Annotated in this window: 19 protein-coding genes; 12 read left to right on the top strand and 7 right to left on the bottom strand. The window is 64.3% G+C overall.

Annotated elements, in window-relative coordinates:
• Positions 1-19 precede the first annotated feature (19 nt).
• Positions 20-1,390 carry a UDP-N-acetylmuramate:L-alanyl-gamma-D-glutamyl-meso-diaminopimelate ligase gene (gene mpl / locus B9A19_RS16760; protein WP_084092308.1) on the bottom strand — a complete coding sequence of 457 codons (1,371 nt, stop codon included), beginning with the start codon at positions 1,388-1,390 and terminating at the stop codon, positions 20-22.
• A 121-nt stretch (positions 1,391-1,511) separates the two neighbouring features.
• Here mpl and B9A19_RS16765 point away from each other — a divergent pair, with 121 nt between their 5' ends.
• Complete coding sequence (locus tag B9A19_RS16765; RefSeq protein ID WP_084092310.1) at positions 1,512-2,483, top strand: GGDEF domain-containing protein; 972 nt, start codon at positions 1,512-1,514, stop codon at positions 2,481-2,483.
• Between the two features lie 62 nt (positions 2,484-2,545).
• On the opposite strand, the gene B9A19_RS16770 is transcribed toward B9A19_RS16765, so the two are convergent.
• A complete protein-coding gene (locus B9A19_RS16770) occupies positions 2,546-3,076 on the bottom strand; it encodes an acyloxyacyl hydrolase (protein WP_084092312.1) in 531 nt (176 codons plus the stop codon).
• A gap of 136 nt (positions 3,077-3,212) precedes the next feature.
• Between B9A19_RS16770 and argA the strand changes: the two genes are divergently transcribed.
• The 11 genes from argA (at position 3,213) to wbaP (ending at position 16,213) form a co-directional block, all read left to right on the top strand.
• A complete protein-coding gene (argA, locus tag B9A19_RS16775) occupies positions 3,213-4,523 on the top strand; it encodes an amino-acid N-acetyltransferase (protein WP_084092314.1) in 1,311 nt (436 codons plus the stop codon).
• 171 nt (positions 4,524-4,694) lie between these two features.
• Positions 4,695-7,490 (top strand): bifunctional diguanylate cyclase/phosphodiesterase, encoded by a 2,796-nt coding sequence (locus B9A19_RS16780; RefSeq protein ID WP_176216984.1) that lies wholly within the window; start codon positions 4,695-4,697, stop codon positions 7,488-7,490.
• A gap of 2 nt (positions 7,491-7,492) precedes the next feature.
• The gene (locus B9A19_RS16785) at positions 7,493-7,909 is read left to right on the top strand and encodes a CoA-binding protein (protein WP_084092318.1); all 417 of its coding nucleotides are present in this window, start codon (positions 7,493-7,495) and stop codon (positions 7,907-7,909) included.
• 96 nt (positions 7,910-8,005) lie between these two features.
• On the top strand, positions 8,006-9,259 hold the full coding sequence (locus tag B9A19_RS16790) for an oligosaccharide flippase family protein (RefSeq protein ID WP_084092320.1): 1,254 nt from the start codon (positions 8,006-8,008) through the stop codon (positions 9,257-9,259).
• Positions 9,256-10,281, top strand: a complete 1,026-nt coding sequence (locus B9A19_RS16795) for a glycosyltransferase family 2 protein (protein WP_084092321.1) — start codon at positions 9,256-9,258, stop codon at positions 10,279-10,281. Before B9A19_RS16790 ends, B9A19_RS16795 begins: the two co-directional genes overlap by 4 nt.
• Positions 10,278-11,360, top strand: coding sequence for a glycosyltransferase (locus B9A19_RS16800; protein WP_176216985.1), 1,083 nt, complete (start codon positions 10,278-10,280; stop codon positions 11,358-11,360). The genes B9A19_RS16795 and B9A19_RS16800 overlap by 4 nt, the downstream gene beginning before the upstream one ends.
• On the top strand, positions 11,357-12,166 hold the full coding sequence (locus B9A19_RS16805) for a glycosyltransferase (protein WP_084092323.1): 810 nt from the start codon (positions 11,357-11,359) through the stop codon (positions 12,164-12,166). The genes B9A19_RS16800 and B9A19_RS16805 overlap by 4 nt, the downstream gene beginning before the upstream one ends.
• A 2-nt stretch (positions 12,167-12,168) precedes the next feature.
• Positions 12,169-12,843 (top strand): phytanoyl-CoA dioxygenase family protein, encoded by a 675-nt coding sequence (locus B9A19_RS16810; protein ID WP_176216986.1) that lies wholly within the window; start codon positions 12,169-12,171, stop codon positions 12,841-12,843.
• Positions 12,836-13,657, top strand: coding sequence for a glycosyltransferase (locus tag B9A19_RS16815; protein ID WP_176216987.1), 822 nt, complete (start codon positions 12,836-12,838; stop codon positions 13,655-13,657). Before B9A19_RS16810 ends, B9A19_RS16815 begins: the two co-directional genes overlap by 8 nt.
• The gene (locus B9A19_RS16820; RefSeq protein ID WP_084092326.1) at positions 13,654-14,751 is read left to right on the top strand and encodes a glycosyltransferase; all 1,098 of its coding nucleotides are present in this window, start codon (positions 13,654-13,656) and stop codon (positions 14,749-14,751) included. The genes B9A19_RS16815 and B9A19_RS16820 overlap by 4 nt, the downstream gene beginning before the upstream one ends.
• Positions 14,744-16,213, top strand: a complete 1,470-nt coding sequence (gene wbaP / locus B9A19_RS16825; protein WP_176216988.1) for an undecaprenyl-phosphate galactose phosphotransferase WbaP — start codon at positions 14,744-14,746, stop codon at positions 16,211-16,213. Before B9A19_RS16820 ends, wbaP begins: the two co-directional genes overlap by 8 nt.
• Positions 16,214-16,502: 289 nt before the next feature.
• Here wbaP and B9A19_RS16830 read toward each other — a convergent pair whose 3' ends face one another.
• The 5 genes from B9A19_RS16830 to B9A19_RS16850 form a co-directional block, all read right to left on the bottom strand.
• Positions 16,503-17,132 carry a LysE family translocator gene (locus tag B9A19_RS16830; protein ID WP_084092328.1) on the bottom strand — a complete coding sequence of 210 codons (630 nt, stop codon included), beginning with the start codon at positions 17,130-17,132 and terminating at the stop codon, positions 16,503-16,505.
• A 72-nt stretch (positions 17,133-17,204) separates the two neighbouring features.
• Positions 17,205-17,948: a DUF695 domain-containing protein gene (locus tag B9A19_RS16835; RefSeq protein WP_084092329.1), complete on the bottom strand. Its 744-nt coding sequence runs from the start codon at positions 17,946-17,948 to the stop codon at positions 17,205-17,207.
• A 389-nt stretch (positions 17,949-18,337) separates the two neighbouring features.
• Positions 18,338-19,813, bottom strand: a complete 1,476-nt coding sequence (locus B9A19_RS16840) for a TrkH family potassium uptake protein (RefSeq protein WP_084092330.1) — start codon at positions 19,811-19,813, stop codon at positions 18,338-18,340.
• Positions 19,813-21,189: a Trk system potassium transporter TrkA gene (trkA, locus tag B9A19_RS16845; RefSeq protein WP_084092331.1), complete on the bottom strand. Its 1,377-nt coding sequence runs from the start codon at positions 21,187-21,189 to the stop codon at positions 19,813-19,815. Before trkA ends, B9A19_RS16840 begins: the two co-directional genes overlap by 1 nt.
• A gap of 71 nt (positions 21,190-21,260) precedes the next feature.
• On the bottom strand, positions 21,261-22,379 hold the full coding sequence (locus B9A19_RS16850; RefSeq protein ID WP_084092332.1) for a tetratricopeptide repeat protein: 1,119 nt from the start codon (positions 22,377-22,379) through the stop codon (positions 21,261-21,263).
• Positions 22,380-22,382 lie beyond the last annotated feature (3 nt).

Consider the following 22,382-nt stretch of genomic DNA (forward strand, 5'->3'; position numbering starts at 1 on the left):
ACGTCTGTTTGCGTCACGTTTACTGCGTCAGCTGTTCCAGCAGCTTGCCATGCACGCCGCCAAAGCCGCCGTTGCTCATCACCAGCACGTGATCGCCAGCGTGTGCTGCTGCGGCAACCGCTGCCACCAGCGCATCCAGATCATCAAAGCTTTGCGCCTTGCCGCCCAGCGGTGCCAGTGCTTCGGCCGGGTTCCAGCCCAGATTGGCGCCGTAACAGAACACCAGGTCGGCATCCTTGAGCGAGCCGGGTAGCGCTTCCTTCATCGTACCCAGCTTCATGGTGTTCGAGCGCGGTTCCAGCACGGCAAGAATGCGCGCCGCGCCGACTTTCTTGCGCAGGCCGGCCACCGTGGTGGCAATGGCGGTCGGGTGGTGGGCAAAGTCGTCATACACCGTCACACCGCCAGCCACGCCCTTGATCTCCATGCGGCGTTTCACGTTGCGGAAGCGCCCCAGTGCGGCAATCGCCGTTGTTGGTGCAACCCCGACATGGCGTGCGGCCGCAATGGCCGCCAGCGCGTTCAATGCGTTGTGCTCGCCCAGCAGTTCCCATTGCAGCCGGCCTTGCGGCTCGCCCTTGAACAGCACGTCGAAGCCGTCGGCATAGTGTGCGCCGACTGACCAGCCGCCCTCGACGCCAAAACGCTCGAATTCGGTCCAGCGGCCGCGCTGCAATACGCGGTCCAGACTCTCCTCGCGGCCGTTGACGACGAGCCGGCCGTTGCCGGGCACGGTGCGCACCAGATGGTGGAACTGCGTTTCAATCGCGGCCAGATCGGCAAAGATGTCGGCGTGGTCGAATTCCAGATTGTTCAGTATGGCGGTGCGCGGCCGGTAGTGGACAAACTTGCTGCGCTTGTCGAAAAACGCGGTGTCGTATTCGTCGGCCTCGATCACGAAGAACGGCGAAGTCGAAGCGGGGTCTTGCGCCGGCTTGCCCGGCATGCGCGCCGAGATGCCGAAGTTCTCCGGCACGCCGCCCACGAGGAAGCCCGGTGCAAGGCCGGCGTCTTCCAGTATCCAGGCCAGCATGGCGCTGGTGGTGGTCTTGCCGTGCGTGCCGGCCACGGCCAGCACCCACTTGTCGGCCAGGATGTGGTCACGCAGCCATTCCGGCCCGCTGGTGTAGGGCAGGCCGCGATTGAGGATTTCTTCCATCAGCGGGTTGCCGCGTTTCATCACGTTGCCGACTACGAAGAGATCGGGCTTGAGCTCAAGCTGACTGGCGTCCCAGCCCTCGATCAGTGCAATGCCCAGTGCTTCCAGTTGCGTGGACATGGGCGGATAGACGCCGGCATCGCAGCCGGTGACGGTGTGGCCTGCCTCGCGGGCCAGTGCGGCAAGGCCGCCCATGAAAGTACCGCAAATGCCAAGAATGTGGATGTGCATGCAAGACCCAAAAACGCTGATAGATGAACGGCTTGTAAAATTGGTGCAACAGTTGGCGAACCACGCCAGCTTGCGTAGAATCGGCCGGTTTCCGAAATACTGACGGACCCCAACCCAGATCATGACGACGACGCAGCCGGTCAATCCGGTCGAAGTGGCCAGAATCGCCCTCAAGCGATTGTCCGAGCGTGGCTTGCCGCCCACGCCGGAGAACTACGCCCAATTCTACAACGCCATCGTCACGATCAAGTCGCCGGAAACCAAAAACAACGCCGAGCTGCAAAACGCGTGGCAGATACTGGTCAAGCTGGATGACGCTGTCAGTGACGCACACGAAACCACGACCGAACTGGTCGAGGCACTGGTGGCCGGCGGTGAGCGCATGAGCGGCAGCCTGGATGCATTGCAGGATGCCAAGCAGGCGCACGAGAGCCGCAGCATGAGTGTGGAAGAGGCGCATACGGCGCTTGAATCGCTGCTCAACGAGCTGATCGATTCCACCAATGACATTCACAGCACGGTATCGACCTCAACCGCCGACCTGCGTTCGATCCGCGATGCGGTCAAGCATATCGAGCAGGACCTCGCGTTCAACCGCAAGATGCTGGAGCAGGATGCGCTGACCGGCGCACTGAACCGCCAGGGCTTCGATCATGTGCTGGCCACCGAGGTCAAGCGCGCGCAACGCCACAACAGCAAGCTGGCGGTGGTGATGTTCGATCTGGATGACTTCAAGCTGATCAATGATCGTCACGGTCATCTGACCGGTGACCAGGTGCTGATCCACGTCACCAATCTGGCCAAGGCCGTGCTGCGTGAATCGGATGTGCTGGTGCGCTATGGCGGCGAGGAATTCCTGCTGCTGCTGCCCGAAACCGATGTGCATGGCGCGCAATACGTGGTGGACCGCCTGCGCACCGTGGCACACCGCACCCCCTTCCTGCACAAGAACCAGCGCATCGACGTCAATTTCTCTACCGGCATTGCCGCGCTCAAGGCCGAGGAAAACGGCCGTGCGCTGGTCCTGCGTGCTGACGAGGCGATGTACCGCGCCAAGCACAGCGGGCGTGGCCGGGTGGAAGTGGCCGAGTAAGCGCTACCGCAAGCCCGGCGCCGCTGAACGCGCTGCCCGCTTGGCCTGCCATCGTCTTTCTGTCAGAACCATCGCCCGTAACGCAGGTAAACCACCTCGGCCCCGGCGTTGTGTTCGGCCGTGTCGGCATTCGAGTAATGCAGCACATGCAGCCCCACCTCCTGCATGCCAAAGCGGTAGCCCATGCCCAGCCGGTCGGCAAACAGCACGCGCGTACCCATATCGTGTTCGTCGTTCCAGTGCTGTGCCGAAACCCATGCCAGCCCGATGCTGGCCTCGACAAAAAACCCCCGCTGTTCCGCCGCATGCCACTGGTAGCGCAGCACCGGCGAAATCGCCGCGTGCCAGACATCGCCACTTGCGGTGCCGATGTAGCCTGCATCGACATCCAGCCTGGACTGCAACTGGCCGCTGTCGCTGTCCAGCCAGTGCCACGGCAGGTTCCAGCCGGCGCTTGCCTGCACTACGTTCGGGGCGCTGCTGCCGGTAGGGCGTGCCAGTTGCCCCACGGCCAGATCCACGTGATCCAGTGCCAGCACGGGGGCGGCAAACAGCACGATCAGCAATGCAAATGGCACCCGCAACTGTCCCATGGCCGGCCCCTGGTCGAGGTAAAAGAACGCTGCTTTCAGCCTAGGCGGAAATCCCGACGTTCCCAAGTGGCAGCTGCACCGTTATTCTTGTCGGGCGCAGGACATTGTGACCTGCCGGAACAGGAGCCCCAGACTGATGCACACCGCCGATTTCGTTGATTGGTTTCGCCAGGCCGCGCCGTATATCCACGCGTTCCGCGGCCGAACCTTCGTGATCGCGCTGGGCGGTGAAGTGGTGCGCGAGGGCAAGTTCGCCACACTGACCCACGACATCAACCTGCTGACCAGCCTCGGGGTAAGGCTGGTAGTGGTGCACGGCGCACGGCCGCAGATCGATGCGCGCATGGCCGAACGGGGCCTGGTGCCCGAGTATCACAAGGGCGTGCGGCTGACCGACCTGTCCACGCTGGAATGCGTGATCCAGGCGGCAGGCCACGTGCGCGTCGAAATCGAATCATGGCTGTCGATGGGGCTGGCGAACTCGCCGATGGCCAATGCCGACATCCGCGTGTCGGCCGGCAACTTCATCACTGCGCAGCCCATGGGCGTGGTCGATGGCATCGACCTGCAATACACCGGCCAGGTGCGCAAGGTCGATACCACGGCCATCAATTACCGGCTGGACGACGGCGAACTGGTGCTGTTGTCCACCATCGGCTATTCGCCTACCGGCGAAGTATTCAACATCACGCTCGAAGACGTGGCCACCAGCGCGGCGATTGCGCTCAAGGCCGACAAGCTGCTGTTTCTGTTCGGCCACGACGGCGTGATCGACCGTGAAGGCCAGCTGCTGACCGAACTGACCGCGCACGAGGCGCAAACCTTTATGGATGCCAATCCGGATGCCAACGAGGACATCCGGCTTTATCTGCCCTGTGCCATTCGTGCGGTGCGGCAGGGCGTGGCGCGGGCGCATCTGATTACCCATCATGTCGATGGCTCGCTGCTGATGGAGTTGTTCACGCGCGACGGTATCGGCACCATGATCTCGCGCGAACCGCTCGAGGCGCTGCGGCAAGCTACCATCGACGATGTGGGCGGCATGCTGGCGCTGATCGAACCGCTGGAAGAGGCCGGCGTGCTGGTCAAGCGCGGCCGCGAGCAGCTGGAGCGCGAAATCAGCCGCTATGCTGTGCTGGAGCACGACAGCAAGATCATCGGCTGCGTGGCGCTGCAGCCGTTTGCCAGCAGTGGCATGGCCGAACTGGCCTGCCTGGTGGTGGACCCGGATTATCGCGACGAAGACAGGGGCGCGCAGTTGCTGCGCCATATCGAGCAACAGGCGCGCAGCATGGGCTTGCGCCAGTTGTTCGCATTGACCACCCGCACCAGCCACTGGTTTGTCGAGCGCGGTTTTGCGCAGGCAACGGTGGATGAATTACCGATTGAAAAAAAGCACCTCTACAATTATCAACGACGCTCCAAGGTGTTTATAAAACCGCTATAAGAACGAAAGGCCGCTGCCAGATGGCGGCCGATCTCGAATAACTGAATGCCCGCGGCGCGGTTGCCGGAAACTGCGCCAGCGGGGCTGTGGGGAGATGCAGCCCGAGCAGGGCTGGCGACTATGCGGTTGAGGATTCCTTCGTTTCTTTTTCCTGCCACCTTGCGGGGCCGCTTGCTGTTGCTTGGCGGCGTGCTGCAGCTGTTGCTGATCGTGCTGCTCACGCTCAATACCGTCCGGCTTTGGCGCGACAGCGCGCGCCACACCATGCAGGTGCGCGTGCAGGAGGTCTCCCGCTTGTTCGGCGCCGCACTCAGCGGGCCGATGAGCAGCAACGACTACGCGCGTGCTGGCGACTTGCTGGATCGTTTGCGCGCGCCCGAAGGTATCGATTACCTGGTGCTGCTGGACGCGCAGGAGCGTGTGATCACCGCGCGTAGCTGGGATGTGGCGCAACAACTGCCGGCGGTGACCGAGCTGCAGGCTGGTCCTTTACCGCCTGTTGCACATGCCGAAGTACGCATCGAGCAGGGAGGGCTGTTGCTGGGCCGCTTGCGCTTTGGCCTGTCGTTGCAGGAGCAGCAGAGTGGGCTGGAGCGGCTGTTGCTGCAAAACTTGCTGTTGTTGCTCGGTGGCAGCCTGCTGCTGCTGCTGTTGCTGGCTACGTTGGGGCTGGCGTTCCGGCGCAGATTGCTTCATTTGATCGGCGAGGTGGAAAGCTCGGCCAGCAAGCGTTTTGAAGCCCTGCCGGAAATCCACGGCGACGATGAAGTTGCCCGGCTTTCGCGCCGCGTGGTGGCCATGGGGCGCAGCATCCGCGAGCAGATCGACGTGCTGGTGCAGAGCGAGCGCAAGTTCCACTCCATTGCCGACTACACGCCCAGCGTGGAATTGTGGCTTAACCCAGAGGGCAAACTGGTCTGGGTCAACACCATGGTTCAGCGGCTGACCGGCTATTCGGTCAATGCCTGCATGCTGCTGGGTGATTTTCCGCTGTCTCTGGCGCTGCCAGAAGAGCGTGCGCGGTTGGCCGATACGCTGCACAAGGGGCTGGCCGAGCACAGTGAAATCCGCGATTTCGAATTCCGTGCGGTGCGCCGCGACGGCAGTTATTTCTGGGCCTCGGTCGACTGGATGCCCATTTACGATGCCGACGAGCACTATCAGGGCTTGCGCCTGAGTCTGCGCGACAATACCGAGCTGAAGGATGATCGCCTGTCGCTGCGCAAGGCCGTGATCGAGCTGCGGCAGATCCAGTCGCTGGGGCAAAGCTATCTGCAGCGCGCCGAGAGCGAGCGCTCGCGCCTGACCGCGCTGCTGTCGGCCATGCGCTTTGGTGTGCTGTTCGTCGATAACGATAACCGCGTGTTGTTCCACAATCCGGCGTTCTCGATGCTGTGGGGCGTATCGGCTACCGCCGTGCTGGCCGGCCGGCCCATCGGTCAAGTGCTGCAGCAAGCGGAAAACCGCCCGGCCATCGGCGATATCATCGGCCATTATCTGGAGGACCATGCGCTGGGCGAGGAGCGCGTCGACTTCGGCGAGCTGACGATGAATGACGGCCGCGTGATCACCCAGCAGTGCTATCAGGTGCTGGACGCGCAGGGCGCAGCCAACGGCAAGATGTGGCTGTATGAGGACGTGACCCAGCAACGCCAACTGGCCGAGCGCATGATCAACCTGGCCGAACGCGATGCGCTGACCGGCCTCTATAACCGCCACCGCTTCCAGCAGGAGCTGGAGCGCATGGTGTCCGAGGCCGACCGGCGCGACGGCACCATGGCGCTGGTGTTCTTCGATCTGGACGAATTCAAGTACGTGAACGACACCTTTGGTCACGGCGTGGGTGACGATCTGCTCAAAAGCATCGGCCGCGAGATCGGCAGCCAGGTGCGCCGGCACGAGGTGCTGTCACGGCTGGGCGGCGACGAATTCGCCATCCTGGTGCCCGATTGCAACGAGTTCGAAGTCAGCAAGCTGGCCGAACGCATCGTGGCCAATATCTCGCAGCTGCAGTTTGCGGTGGACGGTCACGTGCTCAAGCCGTCCAGCTCGGTGGGGGTTGCACTGTTCCCGCAGCATGCCAATACCGCGGCGGAGCTGGTGGCGCATGCCGACTCGGCCATGTATCAAGCCAAGGCCGCCGGCAAATCGACCTGGCGGCTGTACCGCGCCGAGGCCGATCAATCCAAGAGTGCGCTGTCGCGTTTGTCGTGGAAAGACCGTATTCAGGAGGCGCTGGAAAACGAAGGCTTCGAGCTGTACTTCCAGGGTATTTACGACGCCCGCACGCGCGAGCTGGAGCACCTTGAGGCACTGGTACGCATGAAAGACCCGGCCAACCCGGGCAATATGATCATGCCGGGGCATTTCATCCCGGCGGCGGAAAAGACCGGCAAGATCATCGAGCTGGACCGCTGGGTGATCCGCCGCACCATCCAGTTGCTGGCGGAAAAACCACATGCGCCGTCGATTGCGGTGAACGTGTCGGGCCGCTCGTTCGACGAGCCGGGCATGCCGGACTTCATTGCCGGCATGCTGCGCGAATATCAGGTGGACCCGCGCCGCCTGCTGGTGGAGCTGACCGAAACCGCCGCCGTGTCCGACCTGCGCGATGCGCAGCGCTTCATCGACGCCTTGCGTGATACCGGCTGCGTGGTCTGTCTGGACGACTTCGGCAACGGCTTTGCCTCGTTTGCCTACCTCAAGCAACTGAAGGCCGACGTGCTCAAGATCGACGGCTTCTTCATCAAGGATCTGCCCAGCGACCGCGACAGCCAGGTGTTCGTGCGCGGCATGGTCGGCATGGCGCACGACATGGGCAAGACCACCATTGCCGAGTTCGTCGAGGATGAAACCATCCTCAACATGCTGGTCGAGATCGGCGTCGATCTGGTGCAGGGCTACTATCTGGACCGGCCGATGGCTGATCACCCCGGTCTGCGCGCCCCGCAGGAGCACCGGTCTTGAGCGTGTTTAACAACCCGCCCGATGCCGATATCCGCGATTTCCTGATCGCCATGCGCCGCATTGCCGTCGTCGGCCTGTCGCCCAAGCCCGAGCGCGCCAGCTACCGCGTATCGCGCTACATGCAGCAGCGCGGCTATGGCATCGTACCGGTGCGGCCGCTGGTAGCTGAGGTGCTGGGCGAGCCTGCCTGGCCGGACCTGGCCAGCGTGCCGGGCGAGATTGATCTGGTGAACGTCTTCCGCCGCGCCGAAGAGGTCGATGCAGTGGTTGATGCGGCCATTGCCTGTGGCGCCAAAGGGGTGTGGATACAGCTGGGCATCATCAACGAGGCTGCCGCGCTGCGCGCCCGCGCCGCCGGCCTGTTCGTGGTGATGGATGCCTGTCTGATGGTCGAGCACGCGCGCCTGCTGGGAATGTGAAACCGCCGCTGCCGCCTGCATGAATTGGACCGCTGGTTACACGCTGATGAACGCCCCGGGGTTACAATCCGGGGCGTTTTGTTTCGAAAGCCGACCATGACCTTTGATGCGCGCATGCGCTCCAACATCATTGCCCTGTATATCGTCCAGGGTTTGAACCCGCTGATCTCGCTGCTGACTTTTCCTTTCCTCACCAACACATTGGGAGCGGAAGGGTTTGGCGTGCTGATGGCGGCGTTCTATGCCGTGCAATACGGGGTGTTGTTTACCGATTTCGGCTTCAACCTGTCGGCAGTGCGCGAAATCGCGCAGCAGCGCGACAACCCGCAGGCTGTGGCACGGGTGTTCTGGAAGGTCAACGCCGCCAAGACGCTGTTGGCGCTGCTTGCGTGCGCGGTGCTGACGCTGCTGATTGCGTTGATTGGTGACTGGCGCGCGCATGCGCCGGTGTATGGCTTCTCGATGATCTACATCATCAGCTCGGTGTTCTTTCCGCAATGGTATTTCCAGGGTTTCGAGGAATTCCGGCTGGTCTCCTTGCTGACGGTGGTGTCGCGCGTGCTGATGCTGGGCCTTCTGCTCACGCTGGTGCGCGGGCCGGACGATGTTGCACTGGCGGTGGCCCTGCAGGCGGCACCGGCCATGCTGGCCGGCGCGCTGTGGTGGTGCAGTGGCTGGGGTTTGAAACGGCCGGCATGGCACACGCCGAACCGGGTAGAAATGCGCCAGTCGCTGATCGAGAGCTGGCCCTTTTTCCTGTCTGCGATTTCGACCAATCTTTACACCACGTCAACCGGCCTGATCCTGAGCTTTTTCGCTAGCCCCATGCAGATGGGCTTTTATGGGGCGGCTTATCGCTTGGTCTACGTGGTCCAGGGCACCTTGATCGCGCCGCTGGTGCAGGCCACTTATCCACGCATTGCCCAGCATGCGCAGTCCAACCCGCCGGCCGCACTGGCCGTCATCCGCAAGGCGTGGCTGCTGCAGGGCGGCGCTGGCCTGCTCGCGACGGTAGTCCTGATCATCGGGGCGCCGTGGATCGTCCCGCTGCTGGGCAAAAGCATGACCGGTTCGGCTTCAGCCGTGGCCTGGCTGGCGCCGGCCATTCTGCTGGGCGCGCTGTCCTATGTGTATGGCTCGCAAACCCTGCTGCCCTTCGGTCGCGAGCGCTACTACAGCCGCGTGCTGATGCTTGCCGGCCTGCTCAACGTGCTGCTGCTGTTCCTGTTGTTGCCGTCCGCTGCCGAGCCAGCCGTACGCGCCGCGCAGGTGGTCGTGGTGGTCGAGCTCTACATCGTGGTCGCCTTCTGGCTGGGCGCCCGCAAGGTCTACGCAGGGCTGCGCGCATGAGCACGCCGCTGATTTCCTTCGTGCTGCCGTGCTACAACAGCAGCCCGTTTTTGCAGGCTACGCTGGACTCCATTTCCGCGCAGACCGTGACCGATTTCGAGTGCATTGCGCTAGACGATGGCTCGACTGACGATACCGCTGCGATCTTGCGTGCACATGCCGCGCGCGACGCGCGCTTTACCGTCATCAGCCGCGAAAACCGTGGCCTGATCGCCACCCTGAACGAGGGCATCGCCGCCGCACGCGGCGCGTGGATCGCCCGCATGGATGGTGATGACATCGCCCACCCGCTGCGGCTGGAAAAGCAACTGGCCGCGCTGCAGGCGACTGGTGCCGACGTGTGCGGCGTGGGCGTGCGCTTTATCGGCGGCCGCAGCGGCGTGTGGCTGCCGCCTGCCACCGATGCCGCACTCAAGGCCGCGCTGCTGTTCAACCCGCCGTTTGCCCACCCTGGCGTGCTGGCACGGGCCAGCCTGTTCAAACAGCATGGTTACGATCCGCACGCGCGGCATGCCGAGGACTATGCACTGTGGTGCACCCTGGCGCGTGCCGGTGCGCGCTTTACCGCCGTGGCCGAGCCGCTGCTCGACTACCGCATCCACGCCGGCCAGATCACCCAGACCCGCCGCGACGAGATGGCGCATACCGCCCATGGGGTGCGCCTCGACTACGCGCGATTTGTACTGCCGGTGAGCTGGCCTGACGAAGACAAGCAGCGCTTTGTACGCCAGTCCGGCCCCGAGCAGGCGCTGACGCGCAGCGAGTGGCAGGAATTCTGCGGCAGCTTGCAGGAGCTGGTGCGCATCGAGCCGGCACAAGCCCCGGCCTTTTACACCGTCTGGCTGGATGCATTGATCCGCACCCGTGGCGTGACGCCTGGCTTGTGGGGCCAGTTCTGGCGGTTGAGCGAGCAGCTGCCACCCCCCGTCGAGGAGCAGGGAAAATGGCGCCGCCAGCGGCTGCGCGTGCTGCTGGGAGATGGCCTGTATGGCTTGGCCAAACGCTTGCGGGGGCGCGCATGAAGGTGCTGTTCCTGGTGCGCGATCTGGGCCTGGGCGGCGTCGAGCGTTGCGTTGCCCTGGTGGGCGAAGGTCTGGCCGAGCGCGGCATCGAGGTGACCGTGGCGCTGCTCGCCGGTAATCGCAATCTGTGGGCCGGGCGCACTGGCGCGCTGAATATCGTTGATCTGTCCAGCCGCTGGCATGGCCGCAAGCCGTGGACGTGGCTGGCAGGGTGGTGTGCGGTGCGCAAGCTGGCGCGCGGGCACGATGTGGTGATCGCCGCTACCTTTCTGTCGCCGCTCTACATGGCTTATCTGGCCACGCGCGGGCTGGGCAAGCGCGTGCTGGGCTGGGTGCACGGCCCGCTGGCCGAGCTGGATGCCTTCGCACGCATGAACCCGCTGCACCGCCGTGCCTGCCAGTTGGTATACCGCCGCGTGGCCGAGCTGGTGTTCGTATCCCAGCATGCGCTGGGGTCGATGGGGCGCTGGCTGGGCCAGCCGCCCGGCGCGCAATGGCGCGTGCTGCCCAATTTCGTCGATGCCCGTCAGCCTGTACCTGCACCGCAGCAGGGGGATGGCGTGCTGCGCGTACTCTTCGTCGGCCGCATTGCCGAGGAAAAACAACCGCATCTGTGGCTGGATACGCTGGCAGCGCTGAACGCACGCGGCATCCCCGCTGAATTGACCGTGGTGGGCGATGGCCCGCTGCAAGGGTGGCTGGAGCAGGCTGCCAGCGAGCGCGGCCTGCGCGATCAACTGCAGCTGGCCGGCCGGCGCGACAATGTGAGCGACTATCTGGCGCGCGCCGACGTACTGCTGCTGACGTCCAATTTTGAAGGCTGCCCGCTGGTGGTGCTGGAAGCACTGGCGGCTGGTGTGCCGGTGGCCTCGACCGACGCTGGCGGCGTGTACGAACTGTTTGCCGAGCGCCGCGCCGATTTCGTCACCACCGAGGCCAGCGGCGATGCACTGGCCGCGCTGATTGCCGCGCAACAACCGCAGCGTGAAGCACTGCAACGCTGGATGCGCCAGCGTGCGCAACACTATGCCGCCAGCGCCACGCTTGCGCAGTGGCAAACCCTGCTGGAACAGCGATGAACCGTATTGCCCTGTTGATTCCGCATTACAACAACCCGGCCGGGCTGAATGCCTCGCTGGCCTCGATCGGCGCCGATGAAGCGGTCGATGTCTACGTCGTCGATGACGGCAGTACGCGCGTGCCACTGGATGAGGCCGGCGCGCGTGCCGCATTCAAGGCGCGGGGCGAGTTGCATCTGCTGTATCTGCCGCAGAATCGCGGCATCGAACATGCGCTCAATACAGGCCTGCAGGCCATTGTCGACGCCGGCTATGCCTATTGCGCGCGCCTCGATTGCGACGACCGTGTAGCGCCAGACCGCTTTGCGCGCCAGCAGGCGTATCTGGATGCAAACCCGGACGTTGCGCTGCTGGGTAGCGCCGTTACCTTCTTTGATGCCAGCGGTGACCGCTTCACCCTGCACCAGCCGCAAACGCATGCGCAGATCGTGCGGCACATGCATAACGACAACGCCTTTACCCACCCGGCTGTAGCGTTCCGCATCAGCGCGGTGCGCGAAATCGGCCTGTACCCGGTGGATGCCCCGGCGGCAGAGGACTTTGCCTATTTCTGGCGCTTTGTTGCCCGCTACCAGACTGCCAACCAGCCCGAAGTGCTGACCTGGTCGGAGTACAACGACAGCGGCATTTCGCTGTCGCGCCGCCGTCGCCAGCAGTGGAGCCGTTTCCGCATTCTGGCGCGCCATTTTGACTGGTCGCCGCGCTCGCTGCTGCTGCTGGCCAAGCCACTGGTGTGGCTGGTGGTACCGTTTGGCGTGGTGCGCGCGGTGCGCCAGTGGCTGGGCGGGGGCGGCAAGTGGAGCTGAGCGTGCTGGCAGCGGCGCTGCAGCAGCAGGGCTATGCCTGGCTGCGTGACGCTGTACCAGTCGACCAGCTGGCACAGCTGCGTGCGCTCACCGCGGGCCATGCGCCAGCAGCCGGGCAGGGTGGTGTGCGGCATATCGACCGCCTGCTGCCCGAGGTTGCCGCGCTGGCGCGGCATGGCCGGCTGGCAGCACTGATCAGCGGTTTGCTTGGCACGCCAAGCAGCCTGGTGCGCGCCTTGCTGTTCGATAAATCGCCGCAGCAGAACTGGCTGGTGAGCTGGCATCAGGATTTGACCGTGACGGCCGCCGAGTGCTTTGATGCGCCCGGCTGGGGGCCATGGTCGCAAAAGGATGGCGCATGGCATGTGCGCCCGCCGCACGATGTGCTGGCGCAACGGCTCACCTTGCGCGTGCATCTGGATGACGCGGGCGAGGATAACGGCTGCCTGCGTGTGTTGCCCGGCTCGCATCTGGCCGTGGGCGGCGCCGTGCCGGATGGCGAGGCGGTGGAGTGCGTGGCTGCTGCAGGTGATGTGCTGCTGATGTCGCCGCTGCTCTGGCATGCCTCGCGCAAGGCGCTGCAGCCGGCGGCGCGGCGCGTGCTGCATTTTGAATACGCCTGCCACTCGTGCGCTGCGGCGCTGGGCTGGCAGCCCCTGGACGAGAACAATGACTGATCAACCGCTGCCGCGCGTGGTTCTGCTGATTCCGCACTACAACAACCCGCAGGGGCTGGAGCGCTCGCTCGCCTCGATCGGCAAGGACGAGGTGTGCGATGTACTGGTGGTGGATGATGGCAGCAATCGCGCGCCCATCGACCACAATGCCGCCCGCGCGGCATTTGCCGCGCGCGGCATCGTGCGCTTTCTGAACCTGCCGCAGAACCGGGGCATCGAACATGCGCTGAACAGCGGCCTGCAATGGATACAGGCGCGCGGCTACGAGCTGGTGGCACGCCTCGATTGCGGCGACCTCAACGTGCCGGACCGGCTGGCACGCCAGCTCGCCTTCCTCGATGCACACCCGGCGGTAATGCTGGTAGGCGGTGCGGCCAGCATGGTCGACCCGCAGGGGGTTGAGCAATTCGTGTTGCGCCATCCGGCTGCGCAGAGCGCCATCGTCAAGGCCATGCGTGCCAACTCGGCCTTCATTCACCCGACCGTAATGTTCCGCAGCGCGGCGCTGGCGCAGACCGGGTTGTATCCGCTTGATACCCCGGCCGCCGAGGATTACGCGCTGTTCTGGGAGTTCGTGAATCGTTTCGAGACCGCCAACCTGCCCGAGGTATTGATCCGCTACGAGCTGGACCCGACCAGCATTTCACACAGCAAGCGCGACAAGCAGCTGCGCTCGCGCCTCAAGCTGCAGCGCCGTCACAGTGATGGCAGCGCGGCGGCGCTGGCCGGCATTGCACGTACGGCAGCGCTGCTGGCCATGCCATACAAGCTGGTGTTCAAGCTCAAGTCGCGGCTGCGCAAGGAGCGCGCATGAGCCATATCGTGCACGTGGTCGAATCGTTTGGCGCCGGCACGCTGTCCATGGTCAGCGCCATGGCCAATGCGCAGGCGCGCGATGGTCACCAGGTGACCCTGATCCATTCGCTGCGCGAGGAAACGCCGGCCAACTGGTGCGCGCTGTTCGATCCACGCGTAGTCACCGTTGAGCTGCGCATGGGCCGCGCCATCAACCCCGGCAACGACTGGCGCTGCGGTCGGCAACTGGCCACGTTGCTGCGTCAGCAGCAGCCGGATGTGGTGCACCTGCATTCGAGCAAGGCTGGTGCGCTGGGCCGGCTGGTGAAGCTGTTCGTGCGCGGGCCGCGCTATTTTTTCTCGCCACACGGCTTGTCCTTTCTGCAGCGTGCCGAGGGGCGGCTGAAGAACAGCGTGTTCCTGTTGATCGAAAAGCTGCTGGCGCGCGTGCCGGTTACCTTGATTGCCTGCTCGCCGTCCGAGGGGCAGGAAATCCGCAACCATCTGACCTCGCGGGTGCTGGTGGTCGAAAACGCGGTCGATCTGGATGCCATTCCGGCCGCGCCGGGCAATGAGGGCGTGGTGCGCATCGGCACCGTCGGCCGCGTGGCGCTGGCGCGCAATCCCGAGCTGTTTGCCGAGATTGCTACCCTGCTGCGTGGTGAGGGCATCGAGTTCGTCTGGATAGGCGGCGGCGATGCCGATGGCGAAGCGGTACTGCAGGCGGCCGGCGTGCAGCTTAGCGGCTGGGTGGATCGTGCTGCGGCACTGCAGCAGCTCTCTACCCTGGACATCTACATCCAGACCTCGCGCTGGGAGGGGCTGCCGGTGGCGGTGATCGAAGCCATGGCTGCCGGCCTGCCGGTGGTGGCAACCAATGTAGTTGGTAATCGTGATCTGGTGCGCGATGGCGAAAATGGCTACCTTGCGCGCGACGCGGCCGACTTCGTGCAGCGTCTGCAACCGCTGATCGCCGCACGCGAGGCGCGCCGCCAACTGGGCGCGCAAGCGCGCAACTTTGCCCGTGCACACTACGGGCTGGATACCATGATGAGCAAACTCTACGCCGCCTATGGCATTGCGCCGGTGGCACAGGCAGAACCGCATGCTTGAAACCGAACACAATAAATCGCAGTTGCCCGAGCGTGCCAAACCCTGGCTGGCGCTGGGCGATTTTGCCGCGCTGGCGGTGTCCTTTTTGCTGGCGGTGGGGCTGCTGTGGCTGTTTCGCGGCCATCGTTTCGGCAACAGCTTGAATAACTGGTGGCATTGGGAAGGACAGCAACAGGCGGCAGGCTTCGTCGGTCTGGCGCTGATTACCGTCGCCACCTTCTGGTGGCGCGGCCACTACAGCCTGCGCCTGCCGTTCTGGGACGAGTTGCTGGAAATCCTGCGCGCGCTGCTGCTGGCAGCACTGCTCAACGGCATGCTGGTGCTGATCGGCAAGTTCGCCATCTCGCGTTTCCTGTGGCCGATGTCGTGGGGGCTGGCGCTGGTCTTGTTGCCCTGGCTGCGTGGCAGTGTGCGCGGCCTGCTGCTCAAGCTGGGGGTATGGCAATTGCCCACCGTCATCATCGGTGCCAACAGCAACGCGCAGGACGCCTATCGCGCCATGATGAGCGAGCCGCAGCTGGGCTTTACCGTGCAGTCCTTCATCGCCGTGCGCCCTGGTGCCCCGGCTGCATTTGAATTCGGCAAGGCGAGCATTCCGGTGCAAAGCCTGACGCCGGTCACCTTGCTGGACTGGCTGGACCGCAATGGTCGCCCGCATGTGGTGGTTGCGGCCGATCAGGACGAAATGCGTGATATCGGCCTGCAGATCGAGCAACTGTCCTTGCGCTACAAGGATCTGCACGTGATTCCGCCGATTGCCGGCCTGCCGCTGTTCGGCGTGGTGCCGCATCATTTCTTCAGCCACGAAGTGCTGCTGCTGCGCGTGCGCAACAACCTCACCGTCAAGTCGCTGACCATGCTCAAGCGCGCGTTCGACCTGTTCGGCGCCGGCGTGGGCCTGCTGCTGCTGTCGCCGTTGTTTGCCTTCGTGGCGGTACAGATCAAGCGTCAGGGCGGGCCGGGCGCAGTGTTCTTCGGCCATGTGCGCGTGGGCATGAACGGCAAGCCGTTTAAATGCTGGAAGTTCCGCACCATGGTGCACAACAGCCAGGAAGTGCTGGAAAAACTGCTGGCCACCGATCCCGAGGCCCGTGCCGAGTGGGACAAGGACTTCAAGCTGCGCAACGACCCGCGCATCACCCGCATCGGCGCTTTTCTGCGCAAGACCAGCCTCGACGAGATCCCGCAGCTGTGGAATGTGCTGCGCGGCGAAATGAGCCTGGTCGGCCCGCGCCCCATCATCACCGAGGAGCTGGAGCGCTATGGCGACAAGGTGGATTTCTATCTGGAAGCCCGCCCGGGGCTGACCGGGCTGTGGCAAGTCTCCGGCCGCAACGACACCACCTACGACGAGCGCGTGGCGCTGGATGCGTGGTACGTGAAGAACTGGAACCTGTGGTACGACGTGGCCATCGTTTGCAAGACGATACGGACGGTGGTGAAGGGGAGTGGGGCTTACTGACTTTGCCCGTCTTGCCGGGGACGCTGGTTCCGCCCTGCGGGCGGGTCAAGGGAATGTCTCGCCACTCCCTTAACGATCCCTGGCGACCCTGCTAAAGCGCCCCTGCGGGGTACTCTGCGCTGCGCGCCAAAACCGGCGGAAATCGAACTTGCGCTACGCGCTCAAGCATGCGATTTCCGACTGCCCCGGTTTTGGCTGTGCTGCTCGACGCTTTAGAAGGGAGTTGGCCGCAGTGGTGTGCTTGATATCGCGGTAGCAACCGTCCTGAGAACAGCTGGGGCGGGCCACTTCAAACTAACTTCCTCGCCCCATTCACGATCACCAGCACAGCAAAATACAGATACAGCGTCGCCGAGAGTGCGTGGCAGGCCTGGATGAAGCGGCGGCCGAGCAGTTTGCCGCCGTGTGCGGCGGCGTAGCAGACGAAGATGGACCAGGCTAGCCCGCCGGCAAAGAAGCCGCCGAGGAAGACGGCGGCCGATGCGCTGCTGCCGTCGGTGGCCTGCGCGATCAGGCTGCCGCCGACGGCGGCGAACCACAGGATGGCGGAGGGCGAGGCCAGTGCCAGGGTCAGGCCGCGGCCGAATAGGTGGCGCAGTGGCGGAAGCGGGGCGTGGGCGACTTCACCGCCGTGTGCATCGCGCCACGCGTGCAGCGCCATCTTGCCGGCCAGCCACAGCAGCACGCCGCCACCGACGATCCACGTCAGCCATTGCACGGCCACAAATTGCAGCAGCACGCTCATGCCCAGCAGCGACAGGATGGCGTAGGTCAGGTCGCCAAAGCACGAACCCAGCCCCAGCCACAGCGCCGGGCGTGCGCCATGCTTGAGCGCGATGTCTATCATCGCGACGTTGACGATACCGATGTCCAGACACAGCGACAGTGACAGCAAGAACCCGGTGATGAAAATGTCCATGCCGGCATGCTAGCTTTTGTCAGCGGCGTGGCCTATTGCCGCTATCCCCGCTGGCCGTCGCGGCCAACTGCGTCATGCCACGACGGGGCAGCCCCAGCCTTGATAGCGGCCACCGTACCTTGCCGCCAGCTCGCTCAGCGGCAGGGTGATGCTCGATATACTGGCATAGCTCGGGGTATCCACGCGTGAAATCTGCACCTGATACGGCAGCGCCGCATCCTGCTGACTGGTGGTCTGGCGCAGTTGGAACCCCTGCTCTGCCACGGCAGCAACAAAGGCATCCCGCTGCTTGGTGTCGGTAAAGCTGGTCCAGTGATCCACCTCGCGCGCCGCTTGCAGCGCGTCACCGTGTTGCTCCAGCGCCCGGCACACGCGCCGGTCTTCGATCATCAGCCGGTCAGCAGGACCAGGGTAGAGGAACTCGAGATAGGTGGGCCATTCCGGTTCATGGCGCATGCCTTGCTGGTAGTTGTATTCCGGGAAGGACTGCATGGCGACAGCCACGTCGGCACACCATTCTTCTGCACTGGCCAGATAGAAAATGAAATCGCGCCGGCCAGCCGTGGTGCAGCGGCCGACAAAGGCGCTGTCATCCTGCGTGAGGGCGGGAATGAGTGCGTCCTCCAGCTTGTTGAGCGCTTCGTATTCTTCCGGGCCGCACAGACCATCTGCTTGCGGGTGGCGCAACTTCAGGCTCACGAAGGCCATGAACGGCAGCGCGGCATCCGGCGCCGTGGCGATGGCATCAAGGTCGACAAAGATGGACGCTGGCTTGTCGTTGACCAGCAAGCTGTAGAAATCCCAATTGGCGGCCATGGTTTCCAACTCCTCTCAGAACGGGACATGCCCTGACGGGCATTATTCAGCAGCGCAGGGCGCCAGGGACTTTTCTTTTGAATGTGCCCGGTTTTTTGTTGTTTTGCAGCAGTGGGTTTGCCTAGGGCCTGTTAACACTTATTTCACGCTTGCGTTCGGGGTAGTTCGGGATGGAGCGCAAGGCGCAGAACGCGCCGCGGTACGGGTACCGCAAGCGGTTTGCAAGGCAGCGAACCGCCCGAAAAACCCCGAACCCGCAGGGCTGGGCCGCAAAGAGGCCATCTACGGCGTTACGCGCCTTGGCAATAACCGGTTATTGCCTGCGTTGCGTGCCTTGTAGCTGACCTCTTTGCGGCCCAGCGCAAGCGCGAAATAAGTGTTAACAGGCCCTAGCTGCGCCAGAATGCCGGCGTGAACACCACCAGCACCGACACGATTTCCAGCCGGCCCAGCAGCATGGCGGCAGTGCAGATCCAGATTTGCGCATCGTTCAGTACGCTGTAGTTATTGGCGGGGCCGACGATGCCCAGCCCCGGCCCGGCGTTGTTCAGGCAGGCAATGACGGCGGTGAAGGCCGAGAGGAAATCCATGCCGGTAATCAGCAGCAGAAAGGTCAGCACGACGGCGCTGATGAAGTACAGGAAGATGAAGCCGAGCACGGCAAAGATCACCGGGCCGGGTATGCTCACGCCGTTCACGCGCAGCGGGCGCACAGCGTTGGGGTGCAGCAGCGTAGTGAGCTGGCGGCCCGATTCACGCAGCAGGATCAGCGTGCGGATCATCTTGATGCCGCCACCGGTCGAGCCGGAGCAGGCAGTAATCGACGACAGCAGCAACATGGCCAGCGGCACCACCACGGGCCACTGGCCGTAGTCGGTGCTGACAAAGCCACTGCCGGTGGCAATCGACACCAGGTTGAATGCCACGTGGCGCAGGCTGGTGAGGAAGTCCGGATAGGTGCCCCACCATTGCAGATAGAGCGCGCACAGCACGATGCCGCCACCGATCAGGGTGAGCATGGCCTTGAACTCGGTATCGCGCCAGTACACTGACAGCTTGCGCCCCGTAATAGCCAGATAGTGGGTGGCAAAGTTGGTGGCGGCCAGCAGCATGAAGAAAATCATGATGCCCTCGACCAGCGGCGAATCGAAGTAACCCACGCTGGCATCGTGCGTGGACAGCCCGCCCAGCGACAGCGCGGCAAAGGCATGGCATACCGCATCAAACCAGCCCAGCCCGCCCGCATAGCGCAGCAGCAGCGCGCAGCAGGCGGTCATGGCCATGTAGATCAGCCACAGATTGCGTGCGGTCTCGTTGATGCGCGGCGTGAGCTTGGCGTCCTTGATCGGCCCCGGCGTTTCGGCCTTGAACAGCTGCATGCCGCCCACGCCCAGCATGGGCAGGATGGCGACGGCCAGCACCAGGATACCCATGCCGCCCAGCCAGTTGAGCATGTGCCGCCACAGGTTCACCGACATGGGCAGGTGGTCCAGCCCGCTGAAGGCCGTCACACCCGTGGTGGTCATGGTAGACATGCCCTCGAAGTAGCAATGCGTGAGCGACCACTCCGGGTTGTACAGCCGCAGCGGCACGGCGGCCAGCGCCGGCAGCATGGTCCACAGCCCGATCACCAGCACGAAGCCGTCGCGTATGCCCAGCTCGCGGCGGAAACGGCGCGTGAACAGCAGCAGGAGCAGACTGAAGGTCAGCAGCCCGGCCAGCGCGCGCGTGAACGGCTGCAGCCCGGCATCGTTGTTGAACCACGCAACCGTGATCGGCACCAGCAGGGTGAGCGAAAACAGCAGCGCCACACGCGCCAGCACGGCAATGACGGGCAGTACGCGGTAGGCCGTGCCGGTGCGCATCAGAAGAACCCCAGCTTGACCGCGAACAGGTGCTCCACCTCGCGGATGCGGCGCTTGTTGTCCACAAAAACGATCACATGGTCGCCGTCGGCAATTTCGGTATCGTGGTGCACGATGATCACTTCCTCGCCGCGCACCAGCGCGGCGAAGTGGATACCGTCCGGCAGGCGCAGCTCGGCCACCTTGCGGCCGACCACGCGCGAGGTGCCCCGGCTGCCGTGCGCAACGATCTCCATGGCCTCGGCCGTACCCCGGCGCAGGTTGTGCACCGCCTCGATATCGCCGCGCCGCACATGGGCCAGTAGCGAGCCGATGGTGACTTGCGCCGGCGACAGCGCCACGTCGATGCGGCTGCCCTGCAGCAGGCCGACATAGCGCGAGCGGTTGATGATGGCGATCACCTTGCGCGCCCCCATTTGCTTGGCCAGCAGGCCGGACATGATGTTGTCCTCGTCATCGCTGGTCAGCGCAAGATAGAGGTCGGTGCGCTCGATCTGTTCGGTTTCCAGTAGCCCCTCGTCGGTGCCGTCGCCCAACAGCACCAGCGTGTCGGCCAGATGCTCGGCCAGCCACGCGGCGCGCGCCGGGTTGTTCTCGATCAGCTTGACCTGGTATTGCCCCTGCAAGGCGCGCGCCAGCCGGAAGCCGACATTGCCGCCCCCGGCAATCAGGATGCGGCGCAGCTTGCGTCCGGCCTCGTGGAACAGCGCCAGCACGGCGCGGCGATCGCGCTGCGCGGTCAGCACGAAGACTTCGTCGCCAGCTTCGACCTGTGTATCGCCATCGGGGCGTATGGTGCGGTTGCGGCGGTAGATGCCGACCACGCGGCAGTCGGCCTTGGGCAGCAGCTCGCGCAGCGCACGCAAGGGCTTGCCGGCCATGTCGGCGTCTTCCTCGACACGTACCACCACCAGTTGCGCCAGGCCACCGGCAAAATCGAGCACCTGCAGCGCTTCGGGCGTTTCCACCAGCCGGCACAGGTATTCGGTGACAATCTGTGCCGGGGTGATCACGTGGTCGATGGCAAAGGCATGATCGGCAAACAGCTCGGGCCGCGCCAGCAGATCGGGGTTGCGGATGCGCGCCAACCGTGTCGGCACGTTGAACAAGGTTTGCGCGACCTTGCACGCCACCATGTTCAGCTCGTCGGTGGGGGTGACGGCCAGGAGCAGGTCGGCATCGGCCGCACCGGCCGCGCTCAGTACCTCGGGACTGCCGGCATTGCCCTGCACGGTGCGCAGGTCCAGCTTGTCCTGCAGCAGCTTGAGGCTGGCGGCGTTTTCGTCCACCACGGTGACGCGGTATTGCTCGTGGACCAGTTGCTCGGCCACCGATGCGCCGACGCGGCCAGCGCCCAGAATCAGGATATTCGACATGCGGGTTGCATCTCAGTGGCAGCCGGGCTGCCGTTCAACAAAACCTGTACCGCTCGCGGTCGCCGCGGCGGTCAATGCACCTTGCCGAGCGATGTGGCCAGCACCGGTGCGCTATATGAGCCGGCTTCGTCATTGGCCCGCCGCAAGGTGCGCGTGCGGATGTCTTCATCATGGCTGGCATCGGTGCGCTCGGCCAGTGCGGCGATCATGACGGTGGGCGGCTGGCTGTGGAAGGCAATGTAGTGCCGCTGGTGCGCGGCGCGATGGTGTTCGACGCCTGGCGTATTGCCCAGCCCGGCGTTGACCTTGGCCAGCGCCGCATGGATGCGGTAATGGATGTGCGGCGAGGGGAATGATTGCTCGGCCAGCGCCAGCGTGATTTCCAGCGTTTCGCGCGCGTCCAGCCATTCCGATTGGGCCAGCAGGCATTCGCCCAGGCCGATCAGGCTGACCAGCTCGCCCCACTGATGGCGTTGCAGGCGGCAGATTTTCAGTGCCGCCATGAAGCTGGCGTAGGCGTCTTCCGGGTTGCCGCGCGCCAGTAGCAGCAGGCCGCGCATGCGGTAAACCTCGGCCTCGTGTTCCAGGCTGCGGGCGGGCGCCATCACGTCGTAGGCGCGCTGCAGCGCGATTTCCGCCTCGTCCAGCCGCACCAGCCGATAGAGGTCATGTGCGAGATTGATGTAGACCATGCCGCGCAACACCAGATCATCGACCAGGTGTACGTAGTCATAGGCCTTGTAGTGGTGCTCAAGCGCCGCTTCGTAGCGTTCGTAGCCGAAAAACACCTGGCCCAGCCCGACTTGCGCACGGATGAAGGCGGCGTGGCAGCCTGCGCCCAGTGCCACGGCCAGCGCCTCGTGCCAGCAGCGCATGGCGGCATCGTAGTCGCCTGTACTGTAGTGGCAGCGGCCCAGTGCTTCGAGCAGTTCGGCTTCTTCACCGATCACGCCGGCCTGCACGGCCAGCGGCAGTGTTTCCTGCAGCAGCGCCAGCGAATCGCCGCTGCGCCCCAGATGACAGAGTGCGATGGCCGACAGCCGGCGGGCGCGCAGCGCGGCGTCGGTTCGGTCGGCGGCCTCGGCCTGGCGACGGGCGTGCTCAAGCAGTTGCAGCCCTTCACCGGCCTGCTGCTGGAGCAGCGTTTCCGCCGTGTCCAGCAGCCGGTCCAGATCGGCGTGGCGGGTCACGCG

It is taken from the genome of Andreprevotia lacus DSM 23236, assembly GCF_900176275.1.
Classification (GTDB): Bacteria; Pseudomonadota; Gammaproteobacteria; order Burkholderiales; family Chitinibacteraceae; genus Andreprevotia; species Andreprevotia lacus.